Raw genomic sequence first — 22,055 nt, forward strand, 5'->3', positions numbered from 1 at the left:
TTTAAACACTTCAACCTAAATCACATATGCCGAGCAGTCTTTATAGATTGCTCAGGCAAACTGTTAGTAAAAAAAGGATAGTTATGAATATTAAAGAATATGATTACATTATTATTGGCGCAGGATCTGCCGGAAATGTACTCGCTGCGCGTCTTACTGAAGACAAAGATACCACCGTTTTACTCTTAGAAGCGGGTGGACCAGATTATCGCTTGGATTTTCGTACACAAATGCCGGCAGCTTTGGCCTACCCTCTTCAAGGCCGTCGCTATAACTGGGCTTATTTAACCGACCCAGAACCACACATGAATAACCGTCGTATGGAATGTGGTCGTGGTAAAGGTTTAGGTGGTTCATCTTTAATTAATGGCATGTGCTATATCCGCGGTAACGCAATGGATTTAGAGCAATGGTCAACTCATAAAGGCCTTGAAAACTGGTCTTATGCTGACTGTTTACCTTACTACAAAAAAGCCGAAACTCGTGATATTGGTGGCAACGACTACCATGGTGATAGCGGTCCAGTATCCGTTGCTACACCTAAAAATGGCAACAATGTACTGTTCCATGCCATGGTTGAAGCAGGTGTACAGGCAGGTTACCCGCGTACTGATGACTTAAACGGTTACCAACAAGAAGGCTTTGGTCCAATGGACCGTACGGTAACCCCTAAAGGTCGTCGCTCAAGCACTGCACGCGGTTATTTAGATATGGCAAAAGGTCGTCCAAACCTCACTATCTTGACCCATGCTACAACCAATAAAATCTTGTTTAATCAAAAGCAAGCGATTGGTGTTGAATACATTATTGGTGCTGACCAAAACAACTTACAACGTGCCTTGGTTAAACGCGAAGTATTACTTTGCGCAGGCGCAATTGCGTCACCACAAATTTTACAGCGCTCAGGTGTGGGTCAAAGTACCTTCTTAAAATCAATGGACATTGATGTGGTTCATGATTTGCCAGGCGTAGGTGAAAACCTGCAAGACCATCTAGAAATGTACTTACAGTATAAATGTAAGCAACCTGTTTCTTTATACCCTGCCTTGAAATGGTATAACCAACCTGCAATTGGTGCCGAGTGGTTATTTAACGGTACAGGCATTGGTGCAAGTAACCAGTTTGAAGCAGGCGGATTTATCCGTAGTTCTGATGAGTTTACATGGCCAAACATCCAATACCATTTCTTGCCAGTTGCCATAAACTACAACGGTAGTAATGCAGTGAAAGAACATGGTTTCCAAGCTCATGTAGGTTCAATGCGTTCGCCTTCACGCGGCCGTATCAAACTTAAATCAAAAGATCCGTTTGAGCATCCAAGTATCTTGTTTAACTACATGTCGACCGAACAAGACTGGCGTGAGTTCCGCGATGCAATTCGTATTACTCGTGAAATCATGCAGCAACCCGCACTTGATCCATATCGTGGTGAAGAAATTAGTCCGGGCAAACATTTGCAAACCGATGCAGAGCTTGACGACTTTGTTCGAAACCATGCAGAAACAGCTTACCATCCGTCTTGTAGCTGTAAGATGGGTGAAGATGAAATGGCTGTTGTAGATGGTCAAGGTCGTGTACACGGTATGAAGGGTTTGCGTGTAGTTGATGCCTCAATTATGCCGCTGATTATTACCGGTAACTTAAATGCAACCACCATCATGATTGCCGAGAAAATTGCAGACCAAATTCGTGGACGTGAAGCGTTACCACCTTCAACTGCACCATTCTATGTAGCATCATAAAATCTGAAAGGGCATATTTCTTATGCAGAGATATGCCCTTAATTTAATCTTTATAGAATCAATATTAATAAGAACTATGTATGACAGAAAATAAGCGCCTGCGAAGAGCTTATTTACATAAATAGAGTATGAAATAAAAATTAATCGATTTTTATAGGCAAATATTCTTCAATTGATTTAACTTTAATCAAATAAAAATTATTATTTTAATTTCAAATATTTACATAATAGCAATCAACTTAAATTATCTTATTAAAGCTCAATTTGGTTAAATATAAATCATATTTATGATTTTGATGAACCCCATTTATTATAAAAATTGTCTTGTCAATGCAAAATTAGTCTAAAATATAGAGTGTTTGCGATAATCCCAAGTAATTTTTATTTTTTTCAAGACTCTCTGTTTTAGAGAGTTTACTTTCGCATTTATATCCTTTTTGTCTGGATACGCTGTCTAGGTTTCCTCACACCTTAAGTGACTCAAATAACTTATTTTAAGGTCCCCCTTACATGAAAAAGTTTTTGAAATACCTTCTGGTATTAATCATTCTTATTTTAATTGCAGGTATTGCATTCTTGTTTAGACCAACAACGTCAAAACAAGTTGAAACTGCAAAAGATGAGCCAGTAGTTGATGCTGTTCTTGTTGGCGGCGGCATCATGAGTGCTACTCTTGGTACTTATTTAACTGAGCTTGAACCAAACTGGCAAATTCGTATGTTTGAGCGTCTTGACCAAGTTGCTCAAGAAAGTTCAAACGGCTTTAACAATGCCGGAACAGGCCACTCTGGCTTTATGGAAATGAACTATACCGAAGAGAAAAACGGTAAGATGGAAATTGCCAAAGCTGAAAAAGTTGCTTCTCAATTTGAAGTTGCTAAACAGTTCTGGTCATATCAGGTAAAACAAGGCGTTTTAGCTGAACCGAAATCATTCATTAATCCAGTTCCGCATATTGCTTTCGTTTGGGGCGATAACGTTCAATTCTTAGAAAAACGTTATGCTGCCATGATTCAAAGCCCGTTGTTCAAAGGTATGAAATTTACTGAAGACCCTGCTGTGATTAAACAATGGGCACCTTTAGTCATGAATGACCGTGATCCAAGTCAAAAAGTTGCCGCGACCCGTATGGATGTTGGCTCTGACGTAAACTATGGTTCAATCACTAAACAATTAGTGGGTCATTTAAATCAAAACCCAAATTTCAAATTACAGACATCAACTGAAGTGACTGGCATCAGCCAAAATGATGACAAAACTTGGACTGTGTCTTTCAAAAATTTGAAAACTGGTAAAGTAGATCACGTTAAAACACGTTTTGTATTTATCGGTGCAGGTGGTGCAGCAGTTAAATTATTGCAACTTACTGGTTTACCAGAAGCTAAACAATATGCTGGCTTCCCTGTGGGTGGTGAGTTCTTAATTACTGACAACCCAAAAATTACTGCTGAACACACAGCGAAAGTATATGGCCGTGCTGAACTTGGTGCGCCTCCAATGTCTGTACCACATATTGATACACGTTATATCGACGGTAAAAAATATGTATTGTTTGGACCATTTGCAACGTATTCAAACAAGTTCCTGAAAAATGGTTCTCAGCTTGATTTACTTGCATCAACCAACAAAAACAACGTTTTACCAATGACGACTGTTGGTTTAGAGAACCTTGATCTTGTTAAATACTTGGTTAGCCAAGTCATGATGTCAGATGAAGACCGTCTCAATGAACTTCGTAAGTACTACCCAGATGCAAAAGCTGAAGACTGGCGTTTAAGCCAAGGTGGTCAACGTGTTCAGATCATCAAAAAAGAACCGGGTAAACCTGCAACGCTTCAATTCGGTACAGAAATCTTTGCGTCTAAAGATGGTGCTGTAACTGCATTGTTAGGCGCGTCTCCGGGTGCTTCGACTTCTCCATACATTATGCTTAACTTGCTTGAAAAAGCTTTCCCTCAGCAAACTGAAGGTAAGTGGAACCAGAAGCTTCATGAAATTGTAGTGTCTTATAAACAAGACTTAAGCAAAGATCCTGTGTTACTCGATAAAGTTCGCCAGTACACAAGTTCTACGCTTGGCTTGAACTATACATCTCCGTTCAAAGCTGCAAACGATGAAACTGCTGCTGCCCCAGTTGCAAAAGCAAACTAAGTTTGACGATGTATAAATAAAATTCCAAAAGGATGAATTTCGATTCGTCCTTTTGTTTTTTAAGACCTCAGCTGAGATATTTAGATTCGCTATGACGCCTTTAAGATCATCACCTCGCCTTTTGTCATTTGGTTTTAAGCTCGTGCTTTTTTTGTTGCTGGCTTATCTTTTCCTAAGCGGTTTTTATATATGGATGATTGGTGGTACAGCAATTTACATCAGCTCAGCCGTACTACTTGCCATCACCGCGTATGCATTTAAGCTCGGTAAATATCAAAAGCTATGTTCTGTTTTAAATCTGCTCATCAGTGCAGCGGCGTTATATTTCAGTAATGCTCATTTATTTTTCTCTCCTGTTCAATTCTTTATATTTTTACCTGCCTTATTTTTTGTACTGTTAGCTTTTGCTCGCCTAGAAAAAGTTCGCAGCTTATCTAAGGTTTTATTATTCATTAGTTTATTGATTTGGTCAGGCATACATTTTATGCAACTTGAACAACTTAAAGCGTATTATAAAACGCAGCACACTGGCGAAAGTTGGCAGCAATTTGGCGCGTTATAAGATCATTTTTTATTCAATGTGTTCAAATAAATACCTCATCTTTTTCACGTGAAGTTCATCAGTAAAACTGAACATCGTCTACAGAAATCCTCTTAAGAAAAAATATTCATAACAATCTAATTTATTTAGAAATATATCGAGCATATTCGCGATTGAACACAATCCATCTACACGCTAGATTAACTCAAATATTTTTTCTCCCTTTATGTTGTAATTTATGAAGATTTTAGATGGCGGTTTAGGCCGTGAATTGGCCCGTCGTGGCGCTCCGTTTCGTCAACCAGAGTGGTCTGCGCTTGCACTCATTGAAGCACCAGAAACAGTAAAAGAAGTACATCTTGATTTTATCAATGCTGGTTCAGAAGTGATTACCACCAATAACTATGCTGTTGTGCCATTTCATATTGGACAAGAACGCTTTGAAACTGACGGTGTGCGTTTAATTAAAGTTGCAATTGAACAGGCAAAAAATGCAGTTAAAGAAAGCGGCAAAAATGTCAAAATCGCAGGCTGCTTACCACCGTTATTTGGTTCTTACCGTGCCGACCTGTTCCAACCTGAACAAGCTAAAAGCCTTGCTGAGCCGATCATTAACACATTGGCACCAGAAGTAGATTTCTGGCTCGCTGAAACCCAATCTTGCTTAAAAGAAGTCGAAACAGTCCATGCATTATTGCCACAAGATGGTAAAGACTATTGGGTGTCATTTACGCTGCAAGATGAAATTAAACAAGAACAAGCCCTACTTCGTTCAGGCGAAAATATGCAACAAGTGGCTGATTTCATCAAACAATCCAATGCCAAAGCAGTGTTGTTTAACTGCTGCCAACCTGAAGTGATATTGCAAGCGATTAATGAAATTAAAGGACTCATTCCAGAGTCAGTGCAGATTGGTGCTTATGCCAATGCTTTCCCACCGCAAGATGAAAGCGCTACTGCCAACGATGGTCTGGATGAAATTCGCAAAGACTTAGATGCTCCAGCTTATCTTGATTTTGCTAAACAATGGCAGCAAGCAGGTGCAAGTTTAGTGGGTGGTTGTTGTGGTATCGGACCAGAACACATTGCTGAACTTTCACAATTTTTTAAAGAATAAATACCATGTCTGCTGCCAAAATCGGATTATTGTCTCTTACAGCGCTGGTCTTTAGTTCTATGGTGGGGTCAGGCGTATTTAGCCTCCCCCAAAATATGGCTCAAGTCGCTAACGGCTCTGCCCTTCTTGTTGCATGGCTCATTACTGGGGTCGGTATTATTTTCTTGGCCCTCTCGTTGTTGCATTTAACGCGTCAACGACCAGACCTTGACGGCGGTATTTATAACTATGCACGCGAAGGCTTTGGAGACCTGATCGGGTTTTGCTCGGCGTGGGGCTATTGGTTGTGTACTACCATTGGTATTGTGGGTTATGTGGTGATTGCCTTTTCAGGCGTCGGCATGTTTACCGATAGCAAAGACCATATTATTTTTGGTGAAGGTAATACGCTCTATTCACTGATTGGCTCAAGCATTTTTGTGTGGCTGGTGCACTGGTTAGTAAGTCGAGGCATTAAAGAAGCTGCGATTGTGAATTTACTGGCGACCATTGCCAAAATTATTCCAATGGTAGTTTTCATCTTCTTTACCTTCATTGCCTTTAAGTTTGATTTGTTCAAACTCAACTTAAATGACTTTTCTTTGCAAGTTCCACTTTGGCAGCAAGTGAAAGACCTGATGCTGATTACCCTTTGGGTATTTACCGGTATTGAAGGTGCTGTAGTTTTATCATCGCGTGCAAAAAAGCGTAATGATATTGGTAAAGCAACTATTTTAGGTGTATTACTGGCGTTAAGTTTTTACATCATGGTGACCGTATTGGCTTATGGTGTGGCGAGTCGTGAAGCGCTTGCAGGCATGCATAACCCATCAATGGCGACCATTTTGCAGCAACTGATCGGCTTACCGGGTACCATCATTATTACCATTGGACTCATTATTTCTGTTGCATCCTCTTACTTAAGTTGGACCTTATTTGCCACTGAAATTCCATTTTTGGCTGCAAAAAATGGTGCTTTCCCGAAATTATTTTTAAAGAATAATCAAAATAATGTACCAATCTCATCACTTTGGCTGACGACGCTTGTGGTACAAGGCTCTTTAATTGCCGTGTATTTTTTCAATAAAAACTACACTCAGCTTTTATTGATTTCATCGGTCATGATTTTGCTGCCTTATTTTCTGGTGTCGGCTTTTTACCTTAAAGAATCTATTCGCCATAAACGCACGCCTCACATTGCGATTGCAAGCGTTGCTTCAATCTATGCGCTTTGGTTGCTCTATGCCGCAGGACTAGACTTACTACTCTTGTCTGGTGTGTTGTATTTGATCGGCTTGGTTATTTTTTCAATCAGCTACTTTGAGCATAAAAAATCGCTCAAACAAAATCAGCTAAATTAATTATTTCAACCACTGTTGACCCAGTTCAGCAGTGGTTTTCTAAGAATAAAACTCTCTACTTTGAAGGCTGCGACTGCTTTAAATGCAATCGCAAAATACGGCGTAATTCTAAAATTGCCTCAGGGCTAGTTTGAATCGAATGGCCACCTTTAATGATCAACTCAGACTGCTCCCCACCCAAATGCGAACTTTGATACGGCACAATCCCATCACTGCTTTTTAACTTATCTGTTGTCCCATTAATATTACCCATAATTGAGTGATAGACCACTTGTGGCGATGGTTGAATGGCTTGAGTCAACTGCATGAAGTTAGAAGAGCGACTTAAATTACTCGCCCCATTTTCAATTAAGCCTTTTCTGAGTTTTGTATTTTTCTCATCTCTCATTTCAACTGCAATAAAAAAATCAGCTGGCAAACGAATGATACGTCGGGCAATTTGGGTAAACCATCGGTCAGCGTAGTCTGTACCATGATGCGGTGCCGAAACAAAAACAACTCGATTAAAATATGGCAAAGCCTTGAACTGAAAACGCTCTTGAATTACCGGATTTTCTTTTAAACGGTTTAGCTGTGCTTCATTCATTTTTTGCATGGCTTGCTCTGAAACATCGGCATTGCTCACCAGTAAACGGCTAATCACGCCGCCCATACTATGCCCAACTAACACTGCATCATGTGCCGCATAGCTGTCTTTGGCAATGTTTTGAAAAGCCTGATTCAACAATGAATAAATCTGAAAACGACTTTCAAAAATCGGCATGTTGGTTGAATAAAACACTTGCCAAACTTGATAGTTTTTCCTTAATTCGGCATCGCCCATAATGTCATTGGTTAGGCTCACCCACGCCTCTGGGCTACTTGCTAAACCATGAATAAACACAATAATTTTCTTATTCGGATTAAAAGGTTCCAGCATATATAAATGCGGCATGATTAAATTGGCTTCTTTATTAATTAAAGACCAATAACCTGCTGCGCCTAAATTATATTTCGATAGCCACAGCCCATAAGGTGCCGAATAGTTTGCAGTCAGTGGATAGTCCACACCTTCAATTTTTACACGATCTTGTCGATATGGATCGAACATTGAAATTTCTAACTCTGCCCCAGCAATGACCTGATCGGCTGTGGCTTTTTGTTTTGGGTATGCAATAGCAGTGGCTGGAAAGAAGCGTGGTAAATGAATATTAGGGTTGGCTTGGTGAGCATAAAAATTATCGGGGTCTAAAATGAAGCCGTGATTCACATCATTTTCTTTACGCCCAACAATAAACTCTGCCCCCAAACCATCCTTACGGTTGACGGTATTAAAACCGGAAAAGTTCATGTTATAGCTGGAGCGAAAAGTATCGACTTCAATTTTTTGTACATCTAACGCGTGGTCAAAATTGACGTGGTACTCATGCCCATCTGCTTTCAGCAATGGCGGAAAACGATGCGTATTTAAATGATTAAAATACGTGGTCATAAGCTTTGACAAGGCCACGTTATAAAAAATACGTACCTGATTTTGGCGATGGTCAAACACCCGATCAAACGGCGACTCTTCAGAATCAAATAAATAGACATAACTATAGCGCAAGCTTTTATCAAACAGCGCTAACTCTTGCTCAACGCAACTGTTAGTTTTATTAATGACGTTACACTGGCTACTACGCCCGACATCTAAAGCTTTTGCCAAGTAAATTTCACTCAGCGCGGCATAGCGTTCTTCTCGGCTACTATTTTCGGACAGGCTCTGAATTTTCTTTAAACAATCATCAAAATTTTGTAGGCAAGTTTTTTCATCTTCTTTGACCAAATAGAGTAAGTTTTGGGTTTGATGACTTAAGGTGCCATCGGTCAGAATACTTTCATTCTTACTTTTTAAAGCATTGCTTAAATTACTTTCTTTTAAATGAATGACCTGACAGCCACTGAGCAAAGCCATTATTGTTATGATTGAATAATGGTAAGACTTTGTCATTCTGCCTTCCTTAATCGAATGTATTCCCCATCTGGTCATTATGCCTGTAAAGCAGTGAACGAACAATTTCGACTCCGCTTCCGTCTTCCTTTATTACGAAAAAAAGCCTGAACTCATTTTAATTCAGGCTTTTTCGTTATTTTTTCAAAATCAAGCTTGGTTGAACTTTTGCTGTGAAGCTAAATAAGAGAAATACAAAATTGGTAAGATAAACGGCGCTACACTCCAGAAATCAAAATAGACATATAGGATCGCCCCTAAGAAAGCACCAATCACAAAACCAATTACAATACTGGCACTTTTTAGAAAACTTGCCCGATTAGCTGTATTATTATTTTTAAGTAAGTTGGCAATATCAATTCCGAGCTGGGTAGTGTTGCCTGTCATCATGGTGCTTGGGCTAATATTTTTAATAAGGGTTTTGCTTGAAGTATTACGAATAGCCAAAGCAATTAAACCCAGTCCTCCTGTTACTGCAACTGTTAGCGCATCCGGATTTTTAAATGGCTCGAAATAAAGGCCTGCCACCATAAAGGCACATAGAAAAATAGCTTCAAATAAAAATAAATAAGACAGCGTTTTGTGCTTGGCCTGACTGCGGTCAATTAATAGTTTGGTAATGACAACAGTCAAAATAAATAGTGGAATTGCTGCGAGCTTTATCCATAACCCCGAGCCACCTTTAACCCATGCTGCCCCTGCCAACACTAAGTTTCCCGTCACATGCGCGGTGAAAAAGCCAAACAATGCAATAAAGCCAATAGTATCAATTGCTCCACCCACCATAGTGAGTAAAACAGGATCTCGACATATTGCCCAGGTACTTTCTGTGTCTTTTTTAATTGGGGTATCTGTCATATAAAATATCCTGTTAAATTAAAACTTTAAAGCAATTAAGTTGTATATAAATGATTTAAAAATGAATAATACTAAAGCGTTTATGAAAGCAAAAAATCATGTAAAAAAATAGGGTGCGTAATGTCGTAACACTGTCTTTAAAATGGCAACAATCAAAATTGACTATTTTTAAAACACTAAACTGTTATCATCCTCAAATCAATTTGACCTCTAAAACTGTTATAACTATGATGAAGCCGCTAGTTGACATCAACTGGTTTTGGACCTGAAAAAGTTATGCCAAAATATGGATAATCAATAACAACAATCACGAGTAGATATATGTCACTTTATAATTTTTCAGTTTTTTTAGGGGGATTATTATTTGTATCTGTTGCCTTCGCGGGTCAAAAAAACAGTCCTCATCGTGATTTCTATCTAAAATGTATTGCGGCTGGTCATAGCCGTGCAAGCTGTACATGCATTTATCATCGTTTAGAACGCCAATACTCCCCTAAGCTCATGCATAAACTTGGAAGTTTGAGTTTACAAAGTCCTGAAATACCGCGTGATTTTGTAAAATCCATGATGCGTACCATGCAAAAATGCCAGTCATAATTTTATTTTTTAAGCCACATCCACGCCAATACCCCAGCCATACATAAAATTGCTGGATAGACAAACCACGGATGCGGAATGGTCCAAATCATCAGTCCCGCAGCCAGACTCATACTCAACGTCGAGATGTATTTTGCCTTTTTGGGAATACGCCGATGTTCTTGCCACTCATGAATGAGTGGGCCGACATAGCGATGATTTCGAAACCATTGATGAAGTTTTTCAGAACCACGAGCAGCAAAGAAAACCGCCAAAATTATAAAGTCGACGGTGGGTAAACCCGGAATGAAAATACCCAATATACCAAGTGCAATACACAGCCAAGCCAAACCAATAAACACCCAACGCGCCCACATAGAACGGGCAAGCTTACTGACTGGTTGAGCAGGCGCTAACGACTGCTCATGTTTTACGATTACATTTACTTGATTGAGTTTGTCCATATCGGGTATTCCCTTTATCCACTTTTACTATTTCAATTCATCAAGCTGATCAAGCGCTTGACCAAAATATCCAAAGGCATCTAACGCCCCTTGAACAACTCGGTCTTGCTGGGTTTGGTCAAAGCCTGTTTCATCAAGTGCTTGTACAAAACGTTTCCAGACTTTAGCGCGCCCTTCGGGATAGGCCGCTAAATTACGCGCAGCAAACGTTTCAGAAAAACCCAAATGCTTTTGAGCTTCTTTAAATAAAAATGCAGCCCCTAAAGTTGAACCCTCAGATACATAAATCCAGCCTAAAGCTTCGGGTAGCTGTAAGTTTTCACTCTGTAACTGCTGTTCGTTAGGTTGAATACCCAAATCATTTAAATCAGCAAGTGCTTGTTTTGAGCGGCCTCGAATGTCGAGGTCTGGAATCAGTCCTGCCACACCCTCTTTTTCAAAAAGATGTTCAATTTCACGCTGAAAGTAATATTGAGATAACGTAAATTGCGCGTATTTTTCTTTACTTGAAAATACCTTTGCCTGTGACATTAATTGATGCATACGTTCGTGTTCAGCAGCAGTTTCTTGTTTCAAACGTAAAGACAAGCTGTTGCTAATGATTTGGTCTGTAGATGAGTTCATCACCTTTCTCCTGCAAAATAGATATTAATCATCGGTTAACGGCCCCGATTGAGTTTGAGTTGGACTGGAAAATCCACAACAATGGTCACGGCTCGACCGTTAATTTTGTGGGGTTTAAATCTGGATTTACGTGCAGCTTGCATGACCCGTTCATCAAGGCTTTGAATGCCTGAACTTTGACGTAATTGGATGTCAATCGGCTGCCCTTTTTCATTAATGCGAATCCGAAGCTCAACCAAACGATTTTGTTGTTTTAACTCGCGGTCATCATAGTCAAGCCCGCCAAAACTCAGCACATCTACACTAGTCACCTGAACAACATCATCGTGTTCAACTTGAGTGCTAGGGGCTTTGGAATACTCTTGCTGCATTGCGGGTGTTTTGACCCCACCACTTTTAGTTTCGCTATTGGTGTTTTGTGACAACTGCTCAATTTGCGTTTGTTCAAGAGCGGTTGAATTGAGTGGTCTATCGGTATGAGCCACTCGCCTTTCTGTAGGCTGTATTGCTTGAGACAAAGCTAAATTGTCTAAATTCGTTTTTGGTTGTGCTTGCTGTTTGTCATTTAAATTATTTTGCACAACTTCTTTAGAAGCAGTTTTTGACGCTAATGTTTGAACATTTTTAAGCGAGTTTTTTGATTCTTCAGGTACTGAAGATACCGAACTGTTTAAGGTAGATTTAGGCGTTACACTTTTTTTAGGTTGGCTTTCAGTCTTTTCAGCCGATGGCTTTTTAGCAGGTGCCAATGACACAAAACTTACTTTTAATGCATCTACTTTTGGTGATGCTTGAAAAGTATAAGGCTCAATTAAATGACTCAGCATCCAGACAACAAACACATGCAGACCAATCACCACCACTACGGTTAAGCACTTATAAAAATGCTTAGACCCTTGTGGTAAAGGCAACATAACCATTGGCCTATGTGTAGGGAATAATGATTTTGATTTCATGGCTTATTCCCTAAAAACGATGCTCAAGCTTGAGACTAATGTTGTGTTTATCGTAGGAATACAGCCAATCGACATTGCTTTTATTATGGTTATAGCGATAGGTTAAATTAGGCGTCATGCCATAAAACTCAAAGCGCGGCATTTGCACAACAAAGGTATAGTTTTGTTCAAAATCATGACGACGAGCTAAGAAAGTTTCTGCGTATTTATCAAACAGGCGCCAACGATAAGAACTCAGCAAAGTGGTATTAAATCCTGTACTCCAAGATTTGCTTAAGCCCAATCGCACACCTTGCTGTTGGTAGGCAGCCATGTATTTTTCTTGGGTCGAATGGTCGAGCACATCTAGACCACCAAAAAAATTCCACTGGTCTGGAAAAATCTTCCAGAAAGTAGCAAAAGCTGAGCTTTCTACCCCATCTAGGGTTTTATATTTCTGATAATTTAAATCTTTACTCTCAGCCTCAAGCTTGAAAGCTTTATCTGCAGAGATAAAATGCATCCACTCGGCACGCGCACCCCAGGCATTGTAAAGACCATCATTGCCATAACGTTTATGTTCAAAAAGCGGACTCACCCCAATTTGATTTTTTAAGTCAAAGTAGCTGTAGCCTGCATTAATGTTAATGGTAGATTCATTAAATGCCGCGTGGTCGTTATAGGACTGTCCAAATGCCAGCGCACGTAAAGCCACACCATGATGCCCCTTAATCGCATAGCGTTTAATCAGACTGGCTTCGTAATCTAACCCCGTTGCTGACTCAGCTTTAGGAGTTCCACGAGTAACTTCCCTAACTGGGATAATATTACCTTCACTATCTCTGCCATAAAGTGTCCATGTTTTGCTTTGTTCAGAAGAACTATTTAAATTACTGACATAGGTATAACCCGCTGAAACCGAGCCTTGCCAAGAGTCTCGTTTTTTTAATGCTTGAACAAAGGTATTTACTGTTGTTAAAACCCCAGATGGGATTACCGCAGGGTCACTTTGTTTCAGTTGGTCTTGAATGGAAATAAAAAGGCGTGCTGCTTCCTTATTTTTCTGTTGTTCAAACAGCACGCGCGCTAACTCAAGTTCACAAATTAAATTATGAGGTTGTTGTTTTAAGCTGCTTTGAAATTTTTGTTCAGCCAATTTCAGTTGCCCCTGAGAACGTGCAACTGCCCCTTCGGCAAAGTCGGTTAAAGCCCGATCATAGCCAACATATTTTTTATAATGTTCTAAATAAACCGTGGCTTTGAGCCACTGTTTTTGCATGACTGCCAAATATAACGCCTTGGCAAGATCATTCGGATTTTGCTCAACACTGTATTCTTGTCCATTAATTTGAAGTTTTGGTAATTGCTCGGTACTACGAATGGTTCCCTGCTCGTGAAACTGGCGCTGTTCTTGTAAAAGCGTTTGGTCCAAGCTTTGATTGAGACGAAGCTGTGTGTCTTCGTCGGCATATAAAAATGGACAACTCAACAATGTCAAACAGCACAAAAGCGTTCGTTTCATAAAACAATAAACCTGAAGCAACCAAGCAAAAGCCAAAAAAACAAAAGGAACCTACATGTGTAGATTCCTTTTGCATTCATTAATTTTTAGCACCACCAAAAGCAGTGTTGTAAGACACGTTATCAAACTGGGCAATACCCGCTAAAGCCGAAGCATTTGCACCAAAGAATTGACCTTGAACCACACCAGAGTTGTCGACACCAGCCGTACCGTTAGCCGTTGCCAAACCTGCAAATGCAGCAGTACCCGGGTTAAATGCCACACCATCTAGGCTTAATGATGAAACAGCCGTACCAGTTCCTGTAAGCGTTCCTTCAAGTGTGCCCGCACCATAATTTGCGGTGAACGTACCGCTTAACAGATTGCTTGCAGAGCCGTTAACTCCTGCAACGGTATAGGTTGCAGTACCCGCGGTTGGAACAGTGGTACTGGTGTTATCACCCGCGTAGTAAACGGTATGGCTCGCGCTTGCCGACGTGTCGCCCGCTTTCCACCATTCACCAAAATAGACTTCCTGTGTGCCCACCTGACCAAAGTTAAAATTACCTAGTGCACTGTGTGAAGGTGGCATTGCAGACACTGGAATATGTGAAATATTAAAGGTTTTGCTGCCAACCGTTACATTGGTGTTACTCGTTCCCTGAGCAGCAAAAGCCTGAGCCAAACCTTTTAACGAACTAAAACCTGTAAAAGCGTTATATGGTGCACCCGCAGCTTGAACCGATACCGCTGCTACACCACCCGGATGGCTTGCATTGGCAGCAGCACCGATTTTGATGTTACTTTCATTACTCGAAATACCATCAATTCCTGCATAAGCAAATGCAGTTGAACAAGCAACGAGACCCAAGAACAATTGAGAGATTTTCATTTGTTGTTACTCCATCTTTTTAAAACTAAGTTATTGTTTAATTTAAAATAACGATTTCGCTATTTTTTAGTTTATTGAGTAGGCTCAGCTGCAAACCTACTCTGGCTTTTTTGTAAATAATAATCATTCAATCTTATTATTTACCGTTACCTGACTCCTCTTTTATGTATGTGTAGAGGAAATCAAATTCTGTTTAAAATTTAGTGGTCCAGCTAATTTTCATCGTTCGGCCGGGTGCAGCCATGGCACTACGGGTTAAAGGATCGATATAAAACTGGTTAGAAAGATTACTGCCGACAAACTCAACCGTGTTGTAGTTATCGACCTGATAACGCGCATAGGCATCAAAAATCCACGTGTCATCCCAAGCCAAAGGCACATTGAGGTAATAGCCTTTATTGACGCTAGCATCATTGTTTTTACGTAGCGGGCTTTCATAAGCTTTATAGAATGTTGCGCGTGCACCAAGCTCTAACTTTTCATCAAAAAAGCGTGCGCCAAGTAAACCGTGAAAACTCAGTTCAGGTGTAGCCATTGTTACTAAGTAGCCATTTGGAAAACCATCATCGACACAACGCTGATACGGTTCACGGAACTCAAGGCCCTGCTCAGTTTGAACCGTACCGCCTAAAATCATTTTGTTAATGGCGCTATTGGTGTCACACACTTCATTTTTTAAGTTATAAGCCACGCTCAGGTCTGTGAAGAAACCACCATTATCAAAACGGCTTTGTAACTCTAGACCTGACAGCTTTTGCTCATCCATATTGGTAAAAATAAGGTTTTGGTCACGCTCAATCACATTTTTGGTTTTGTTGTAGTAATAGGCGAGCTTAATGTCGGCATTGCGCGCTGTGCTGAACCAATCACGCATGTCATAAACATAACCCACTTCGTAGTTAAAAGCGTGTTCAGGTTTGATTGCTTGATATGGCAACATCGCAGAAAAACCGACAGTGCTTTCAAACAAACTTGGTAAGCGATATTCCTCTGCATAGCGTGCATAGATTCTGCTGTTTGGCGTGAGATGAATTGAGGCGCCTAACTGTGGTGCCCAGCCGCTATCTTTAACTTTGTCGGCAGACTCAACTGGAACTTGGTCAACCACCGACATAAAGTTCCCACCAGTTACGACGTACTTTTGTCCAGAGGCATTGAGCTGGTTTAAAGGATTATCGGCAAGCGACAATTGCCCATTTGCATCTGCTTTCCAGCTCAGCGTATTTTTTTGTGACCAGATCATGTTATACAACGTGCTCTCTGATGCTGGCACAGTGTCGAGCTGCCCATCCCACTCAGGATTTTTTGTGGCATAGCGCTGTTTTAAAACATTGATTAAACGCTGCTGGGTCGAGGTGTAACTCTCAGGCATGGTTTGATATTCAAAGGTATATTCTTTAAGCCTACTTTTTTTGGTAAACAGCGGATTTAAACTCGGGTCAATCTCGCTCTGCAACGACTTATTTAAAAAGTCATCAACAGCCCAATACGAACGATAACGCATGCCCGCATCAAAACTTAACCAAGACAGCGGTCTATAATTAAAGTTAAAGTCGAACGTTTTTTCCTCACGGCGTCCTGCTCGTGGCAGCGCCTGATAGAGCGAATAACTTGGTCCAAATTCGCCATATATATCGTCAGACGTTAGTTTTTCTTTTAAGAAACTTCCACCGAGCGTCAAATCAAGCTGGTCTAACAAACGAGTTTTATTACTGACCGTAATGCCTTTACGCGTATTGTCAGAATGGCTTATTGCCGTGTTAATAATCGTGTTATCTCGAAAATCGATTGTGGTTGGCCACCCACCACGTGTGTAGGTCTGGCTTTCGGTGTCGGTTTGCCAAATGTTGGCATAGAAATCAATCCAACGATTATTCTCAGGCTTAAACTTATATTCGAAGCTATAAGCTTTAGAGTGAATATTGCTTAAAGGCCACTGCGGAACACCCAAGTCAGGCGTAATGCCCCAAACAATTCGAGATGGCATAATTTCACCAAAAATATTTTTGGTATCTCGGTAGGTCAGTTTAAGAGTCTGGTTATCGGTTGGGCGATAGGTCCCTTTTAACAACCACGACTCCATATGGCTTGAAGTGTTGGGAACTTCATCTCCCGGTTGATAGGCATAGGCAAAGTAAGGAATAAAATCGAGGCTACTGTCTGGCGTCGCTCGTTTATAGTAGCCCGCGCCATGTGTCCCCGAAAAATAATTGCCGCGCTCACGTACTGCATAGACTGCCAGTAAATCAAATTTATCTTGCTTGGTGGCAATTGCCAGTCGCCCCGCTAAGTCATCGCCCGAAAAATGAGAGTTATCACTTCTGGTACGGTTCTTTTTATAAATATCGGGGTCGTATTTTGCCCCGTTCATGTCGATCCAAGGCGTTGTGTCATCGTAGTTTTGGCCTATTTTGCTCATGTCTGGCAAAGATGGATCGATTGAGTTGGTTGAGCCTTCTACTTTTAACTCGGCATCAAAAGACTTACCCGGACGAACAATGTCATCGGCCTCTAGCGTTTTGACGACTACACCACCACCTACAGAAGTTGTGGTATTGCGCTCTAAAGATGGGCCTTTAATGACTTCAATGCCTGCAATGAGATTGGGGTCGATATAGTTTCGGTTATTTACCCCGTTGTAGCCACGCCACACCGCGATCGACTGCTCGGTGCCATCAATGGTTAAAGGCACACGACCAACACCCTGCACACCACGTACACTTGGGTCGAGTGCCCCACTGTTGCGAGCATCGCCGCTATAGACTCCCACCATGCCTTGTAAAACATCGGCTGGGTTGGTTCCTTTAAAGCGCTCGACATAGTCTTTGCCCGCATAGACCGAAGAGCGGTTTGCGTCATAAACTTTGTTATAGCCTTCGGTGTCACGGTCTTCTTTACCATACACCACAATTGGCGTGAGTCGTACCGACGCATCTTCTTCAATTACGGCACTACTTGGCGGCAGACTAGCGGCCTGGACCTTAGCGGGAGTGACTCGCGGCATAGATTTTTTGGTGAGTGTGTAGCCCTGCCCAACTTTTACAGCATTAAATTCAGTTGCTTTTAAAAGCTGCTCAAAACCTTGCTCGACTGCAAAGTTACCTTTTAAGCCTAGGCTATGTAGCCCTTGGAGTTGTTGGGCATCCATTGCAATTGAAGTACCCGATTGTTCGGCAAACTGATTCAGTACGTTAGCAAGACGGCCCGCAGGAATGTTATAGCTTTTAACCCCAGCTGTTTCTGCATAGGCCTGCTGCATAGGAAGCACAACAAGCCCACCCATCGACACAGCATGTATGGCAAACGCCAGTGTTGAGAATCGAAAAATCGATCGATTCCGCTTTTGCCCCATTCCCGCTTTTTTCATTTGCCCGCCCCAGTAAATCGTAATAAGAATCATTCAATACAACAAATTAAAATGATCCATATTTATTGCTTCTACTTACTATGACGAACGACTTTCAAAAAAGTGGAACCTAAAATCGAAAATAAATTTAATTTTTTATTATTTTAAAGAAACCATGACCACAAACGGCGTGATTTGCTTAATTTTCAGGTCAGGAAAAACCGTAGCCAAAAGCTTAAGTGATTCTGTTGTTTGGTCTAAAGGCAACACAGCATTGACCCGCACATGTTGCAAAGCTGCATCATTAAAAATAATTTTGCCTTTGTAGTTGTGGTCTAGCTCTTGTAGCACTTGATTCAATGGCAGGTTTTCTACCATAAGCTGATGCTTTTGCCATTTTTGTTGTTCGTTATAAACATTCAGTGCAGGCAGTTTTTGCACGCCATTTTTGTCCATTTTAATGGCTTGCCCTGCTTCAACAATCGCCTGACGAGTAGCGTGCAATTGGGTCGTTTTAACTTGCGTGGCTTCTACTTTTACCTTCGAGTGCAACATGTTGAGCTCGGTTGCCGAATGGTCATAACTGACGCTAAAAGCTGTGCCGAGTGCCTGAATTTGCCCATGACTGGTTTTGACCAAAAACGGTCTAGTCTTATCTTTGGCAACATCGACATAAATTTGACCTTGCACCAACTCAACCACTCGCTGGTTGGTTTTAAAATCAACATTGACTGCACTTTTGCCACGTAAAATTAGACGTGAACCGTCTGGTAAGGTTTGCGTGGTCCACTGCCCCGATTGCCCTTGAATGTCAGCCGTAACATAGGCCACAGTGGTGTTAGTTAAATAAAATAATGCCCCACTCATGGCAACAAACACAACAGAAAAAGCTGTTCCTGCCCGTAAATGTTTATAGGCTTTGCCTGAGCTTAGGCCAGCTTTAAGAGCGACTTTAGTAACTTTTTTATGTCCGCTGGTTTGAGAAAGTTTTTGAATTGACCCAATACACTGTTCAATATCCGCAGCCACTTGGCGATGTTGCTCACTGTTTTTTTTCCACTCTTCAAATTTTTGTTTGGCGGTTTTTCGTGAGCTTTCATCATCTGAACTCAGTTGAACAATCCAATGCGCGGCTTCTTCAACTAACTGGTGATGTTTGCTTTTATCCATGGCCATTTAAATGCAAGCGTCCATGTCTTGTCGGTTTTGGTAGCACTGAATTAAACAGCTCGCCAAATATTTTTGAATCATTTTGGTCGATACATTTAAACGCTCGGCAATTTCTTTATGGGTATAGCCTTCGAGATAATGCAAAATAAAAGCTTGCTGTGCTTTTTCAGAAACCCCTTCTAGTGCTTTGCAAAGCTGGTTAATCGCTTGAATAATTTGCATCTGGTCTTCGGGTGAAGCCACCGCTTCAAGCATATATTCCATTTGACTCAAGCCATCTAAATAGGCTTGTTCAATGCGTTTACGGCGTACTTGGTCAATCAGCAGGTTTTTAGCAATCGACGTCAAATAGGCGCGCGGTTCCTTAATGCCGAATAGCTCGTCTCGGGTTTGTAGCAGTTTAATAAATGTGTCCTGAACCAGATCTGCGGCCTGATCAGTATTACCTAATTTTTGTCTCAACCATTGGTGAAGCCAGCTTTGGTGACTTCTATATAACTGATCTACAAGCAAAGAAGTTTTGTTCACAGCAATTGGACTCAAAACAAGGAACTTACAAATGATAATAATTATCATTTAAACAAGTCAAGCAATAATTCAAGTAAAACTTAAATCACTGTTTAATAAATTGAATTAATTGCCCGCTTGCTTTGCTGCACTTTTCTTAAAGCAAATCAGCCAAATTCCTAATTTCTTCCATTACCGCCTTACACGCAGGTGTTAAATAGCCATGTTTAGAAATAGACAAAGAAATATAACGCTTGAGCGCGGGATTAATAATTTTTGCGGCTTGAATTGAGGTGTATTGGCTGGCTTTTTTTAAAGCTTGCGGCCCCAGCATGGTATACATGCGAGACTCTGAAACCAAATGGGTTTGCAAACTAATCGAGTCGGCTTCAAACACAATATTCAGCTCTACCCCATTTTCATAAGCCATGTGGTCTAAAAAGTTTCGCCAGTTACTTGGCCTGCAAAATGTGACCAGTGGTAACTCATTTACTTCTTTAAATTCGACTTCATTGGCCTGAGTGAGCACATCGCCTTCGCAGCCGACCAAATAGGTATCGGCTTCGGTAAGGTAAACATCGCCCTGTTTAGGTGTCGGGTTAAACCGGTAGAGAATGGCTAAATCGACACTGCCATCTTCAAGCCATTTTTCTAAATGTACCCCTTGCCCTTCCCGTACCGACAGTTTAATTAAGGGATATTTCTCTTGAAGCACTTTATAGAGGGTTGATAACAACGGATGTGCAGTAGACGGCAAACTCGCAATCCGAACTGTGCCGATCGGGGTATCGGTCGAATGCAAAATTTCATTATTCAGTTGGTCGGTTACGTTCAGCCATGAACGAATTTTAGGAAGTAAATGCTGGCCTAAGTCGGTGAGTTCTACGCCGCGTCCAGTTCGGTTAAACAAACGACCGCCACATTGCGCTTCAAGCTCGTTCATTTGCCGACTAATTTGCGGTTGGTTGGTGTTATGTAGCATAGCGACTTTGCTTAAGCTACCGAGTTCGACCGCGTCTAAAAATATTTTCCATAATTCATAATTCATCGATTCTTCCTAAATCGTAAATAGGCAGTATTTTGAGCCATACATTTTCAGTATAACTGAAATTCAAGAATTGGTAATTCCTACATAGCTCACCTATTTCTATACTTCAATCATGTTCTCTACAACACGATTTAAGTCAGATTAAGAACCAGAGAATATTTAATTACACTGTATAGGAAGTACGATTATGAGTTTAGATTTACGTGGATTAACCCCAGCACCTGTGACTCCTTTTACCCGTGATGGACAAGTAGACCATAATGCAATTCAACGTTTAGGTTCATGGTTAGGCAGTATTGATGGTGTGAAAGGCTTGGTTGTTCTTGGGCATGCAGGTGAAGGAACATTCTTGTCGCAAAAAGAACAAATGCAGGTCATCGAAAGCTTTGTTAAATCGGTAGATGACAAAATTCCGGTAATCGCAGGGATTACACTCGAAGGTACTTCGGTTGCAGCAGAAGAAGCAAAACGTGCAGTCAGCGCTGGTGCTTCGGCAGGTTTGATTTATCCTTCACATGGTTGGTTGCGTTTTGGCTATCAAAAAGGCGCACCACAAGACCGCTATAAAGCGATTTATGAAGAAAGTGGTTTGCCATCTATTTTATTCCAATATCCAGATGCAACGAAGGCCACTTACGACCTAGAGACTCTACTCGATATTTCTGCACAGCCAGGTGTGTTTGCCATGAAAAATGGTGTGCGTAACATGCGCCGCTGGGATGTTGAAATTCCGATTATTCGCCGTGAACGCCCAGACTTACAGGTGTTGACATGCCACGATGAATATTTGCTTCACACCATGTTTGATGTAGACGGCGCTTTGGTTGGCTATGGCAACATTGCCCCTGAACTATTAATTGAAATGATTAAAGCAGGCAAAGCCAAAGATTACGCTAAAGCTCGTGCACTTCACGATCAATTATTACCAGTGACTCGCAATGTCTATCACCGTGGTTCACACATGGAAGGTACGGTCGCACTTAAACATGCATTGGTTGCTCGCGGAATTTTGGACCATGCCACTGTGCGTTCGCCACTGCTTCCACTGGCAGATGGTGCTGAGCAAGAAATTCATGATGCAATGCGTCAAGCTGGAATTGGCAAGGTCGATTTAACCCCAGCCGTTGCTTAAATTCTATTCGGGCTAGCATGTACGCTAGCCCTTTTTTCCTGTACGCTGCCTGAGGCCAAACATCGGGCATGTCTCTTAAAACAATAATAAAAAAGCATGCAAACTGTGGTGAACAGGTAGTGCGAAATAGAACAAAAAAACT

At 41.1% G+C, this 22,055-nt stretch carries 18 protein-coding genes; 7 read left to right on the forward strand and 11 right to left on the reverse strand.

Translation table 11 applies throughout. The features are described from left to right. Nucleotides 1-83 precede the first annotated feature (83 nt). From betA to KTJ10_RS10200, 5 genes are all read left to right on the forward strand, one after another. The gene (gene betA, locus KTJ10_RS10180) at nucleotides 84-1,742 is read left to right on the forward strand and encodes a choline dehydrogenase (RefSeq protein WP_262441942.1); all 1,659 of its coding nucleotides are present in this window, start codon (nucleotides 84-86) and stop codon (nucleotides 1,740-1,742) included. Nucleotides 1,743-2,252: 510 nt separating this feature from the next. Continuing rightward, nucleotides 2,253-3,893: a malate dehydrogenase (quinone) gene (mqo, locus tag KTJ10_RS10185; RefSeq protein ID WP_068930621.1), complete on the forward strand. Its 1,641-nt coding sequence runs from the start codon at nucleotides 2,253-2,255 to the stop codon at nucleotides 3,891-3,893. A gap of 91 nt (nucleotides 3,894-3,984) precedes the next feature. Further along, nucleotides 3,985-4,455 (forward strand): hypothetical protein, encoded by a 471-nt coding sequence (locus KTJ10_RS10190; RefSeq protein ID WP_262441943.1) that lies wholly within the window; start codon nucleotides 3,985-3,987, stop codon nucleotides 4,453-4,455. Between the two features lie 217 nt (nucleotides 4,456-4,672). Beyond that, complete coding sequence (locus KTJ10_RS10195) at nucleotides 4,673-5,551, forward strand: homocysteine S-methyltransferase family protein (RefSeq protein ID WP_262441944.1); 879 nt, start codon at nucleotides 4,673-4,675, stop codon at nucleotides 5,549-5,551. A gap of 5 nt (nucleotides 5,552-5,556) precedes the next feature. Further along, entirely contained in the window at nucleotides 5,557-6,891 is a 1,335-nt protein-coding gene (locus KTJ10_RS10200) for a basic amino acid/polyamine antiporter (RefSeq protein ID WP_262441945.1), read from the forward strand. Between the two features lie 55 nt (nucleotides 6,892-6,946). Here KTJ10_RS10200 and KTJ10_RS10205 read toward each other — a convergent pair whose 3' ends face one another. Next, the gene (locus KTJ10_RS10205; RefSeq protein ID WP_262441946.1) at nucleotides 6,947-8,860 is read right to left on the reverse strand and encodes an esterase/lipase family protein; all 1,914 of its coding nucleotides are present in this window, start codon (nucleotides 8,858-8,860) and stop codon (nucleotides 6,947-6,949) included. A gap of 150 nt (nucleotides 8,861-9,010) precedes the next feature. After that, nucleotides 9,011-9,718: a YoaK family protein gene (locus KTJ10_RS10210; RefSeq protein WP_262441947.1), complete on the reverse strand. Its 708-nt coding sequence runs from the start codon at nucleotides 9,716-9,718 to the stop codon at nucleotides 9,011-9,013. Between the two features lie 321 nt (nucleotides 9,719-10,039). Between KTJ10_RS10210 and KTJ10_RS10215 the strand changes: the two genes are divergently transcribed. Next, nucleotides 10,040-10,315: a hypothetical protein gene (locus KTJ10_RS10215; RefSeq protein ID WP_000061143.1), complete on the forward strand. Its 276-nt coding sequence runs from the start codon at nucleotides 10,040-10,042 to the stop codon at nucleotides 10,313-10,315. Between the two features lie 2 nt (nucleotides 10,316-10,317). Here the strand turns inward: KTJ10_RS10215 and KTJ10_RS10220 are convergent, their stop codons facing one another. The 9 genes from KTJ10_RS10220 to KTJ10_RS10260 all read right to left on the reverse strand — a co-directional run bounded on the left by KTJ10_RS10220 (nucleotide 10,318) and on the right by KTJ10_RS10260 (nucleotide 20,781). Then, on the reverse strand, nucleotides 10,318-10,758 hold the full coding sequence (locus tag KTJ10_RS10220; protein ID WP_208753190.1) for a YbaN family protein: 441 nt from the start codon (nucleotides 10,756-10,758) through the stop codon (nucleotides 10,318-10,320). A gap of 27 nt (nucleotides 10,759-10,785) precedes the next feature. Further along, nucleotides 10,786-11,385, reverse strand: a complete 600-nt coding sequence (locus tag KTJ10_RS10225) for a biliverdin-producing heme oxygenase (protein ID WP_262441948.1) — start codon at nucleotides 11,383-11,385, stop codon at nucleotides 10,786-10,788. Between the two features lie 32 nt (nucleotides 11,386-11,417). Beyond that, nucleotides 11,418-12,338 (reverse strand): energy transducer TonB, encoded by a 921-nt coding sequence (locus tag KTJ10_RS10230; protein ID WP_262441949.1) that lies wholly within the window; start codon nucleotides 12,336-12,338, stop codon nucleotides 11,418-11,420. Between the two features lie 10 nt (nucleotides 12,339-12,348). Then, a complete protein-coding gene (locus KTJ10_RS10235) occupies nucleotides 12,349-13,815 on the reverse strand; it encodes a porin family protein (RefSeq protein WP_262441978.1) in 1,467 nt (488 codons plus the stop codon). Nucleotides 13,816-13,918: 103 nt separating this feature from the next. Next, complete coding sequence (locus KTJ10_RS10240; RefSeq protein ID WP_262441950.1) at nucleotides 13,919-14,710, reverse strand: Slam-dependent surface lipoprotein; 792 nt, start codon at nucleotides 14,708-14,710, stop codon at nucleotides 13,919-13,921. A gap of 193 nt (nucleotides 14,711-14,903) precedes the next feature. Further along, on the reverse strand, nucleotides 14,904-18,077 hold the full coding sequence (locus tag KTJ10_RS10245) for a TonB-dependent receptor domain-containing protein (protein ID WP_316249914.1): 3,174 nt from the start codon (nucleotides 18,075-18,077) through the stop codon (nucleotides 14,904-14,906). Between the two features lie 138 nt (nucleotides 18,078-18,215). Next, a complete protein-coding gene (locus KTJ10_RS10250) occupies nucleotides 18,216-19,232 on the reverse strand; it encodes a FecR family protein (RefSeq protein ID WP_262441951.1) in 1,017 nt (338 codons plus the stop codon). After that, entirely contained in the window at nucleotides 19,233-19,754 is a 522-nt protein-coding gene (locus tag KTJ10_RS10255) for a sigma-70 family RNA polymerase sigma factor (protein ID WP_005303210.1), read from the reverse strand. Between the two features lie 136 nt (nucleotides 19,755-19,890). Beyond that, the gene (locus KTJ10_RS10260; RefSeq protein WP_262441952.1) at nucleotides 19,891-20,781 is read right to left on the reverse strand and encodes a LysR family transcriptional regulator; all 891 of its coding nucleotides are present in this window, start codon (nucleotides 20,779-20,781) and stop codon (nucleotides 19,891-19,893) included. Nucleotides 20,782-20,968: 187 nt separating this feature from the next. On the opposite strand from KTJ10_RS10260, the gene KTJ10_RS10265 reads away from it, so the two are divergent. Beyond that, nucleotides 20,969-21,913 carry a dihydrodipicolinate synthase family protein gene (locus KTJ10_RS10265; protein WP_262441953.1) on the forward strand — a complete coding sequence of 315 codons (945 nt, stop codon included), beginning with the start codon at nucleotides 20,969-20,971 and terminating at the stop codon, nucleotides 21,911-21,913. Nucleotides 21,914-22,055 lie beyond the last annotated feature (142 nt).

The organism is Acinetobacter sp. WU_MDCI_Abxc222 (assembly GCF_025514755.1).
Lineage (GTDB): Bacteria > Pseudomonadota > Gammaproteobacteria > Pseudomonadales > Moraxellaceae > Acinetobacter > Acinetobacter geminorum.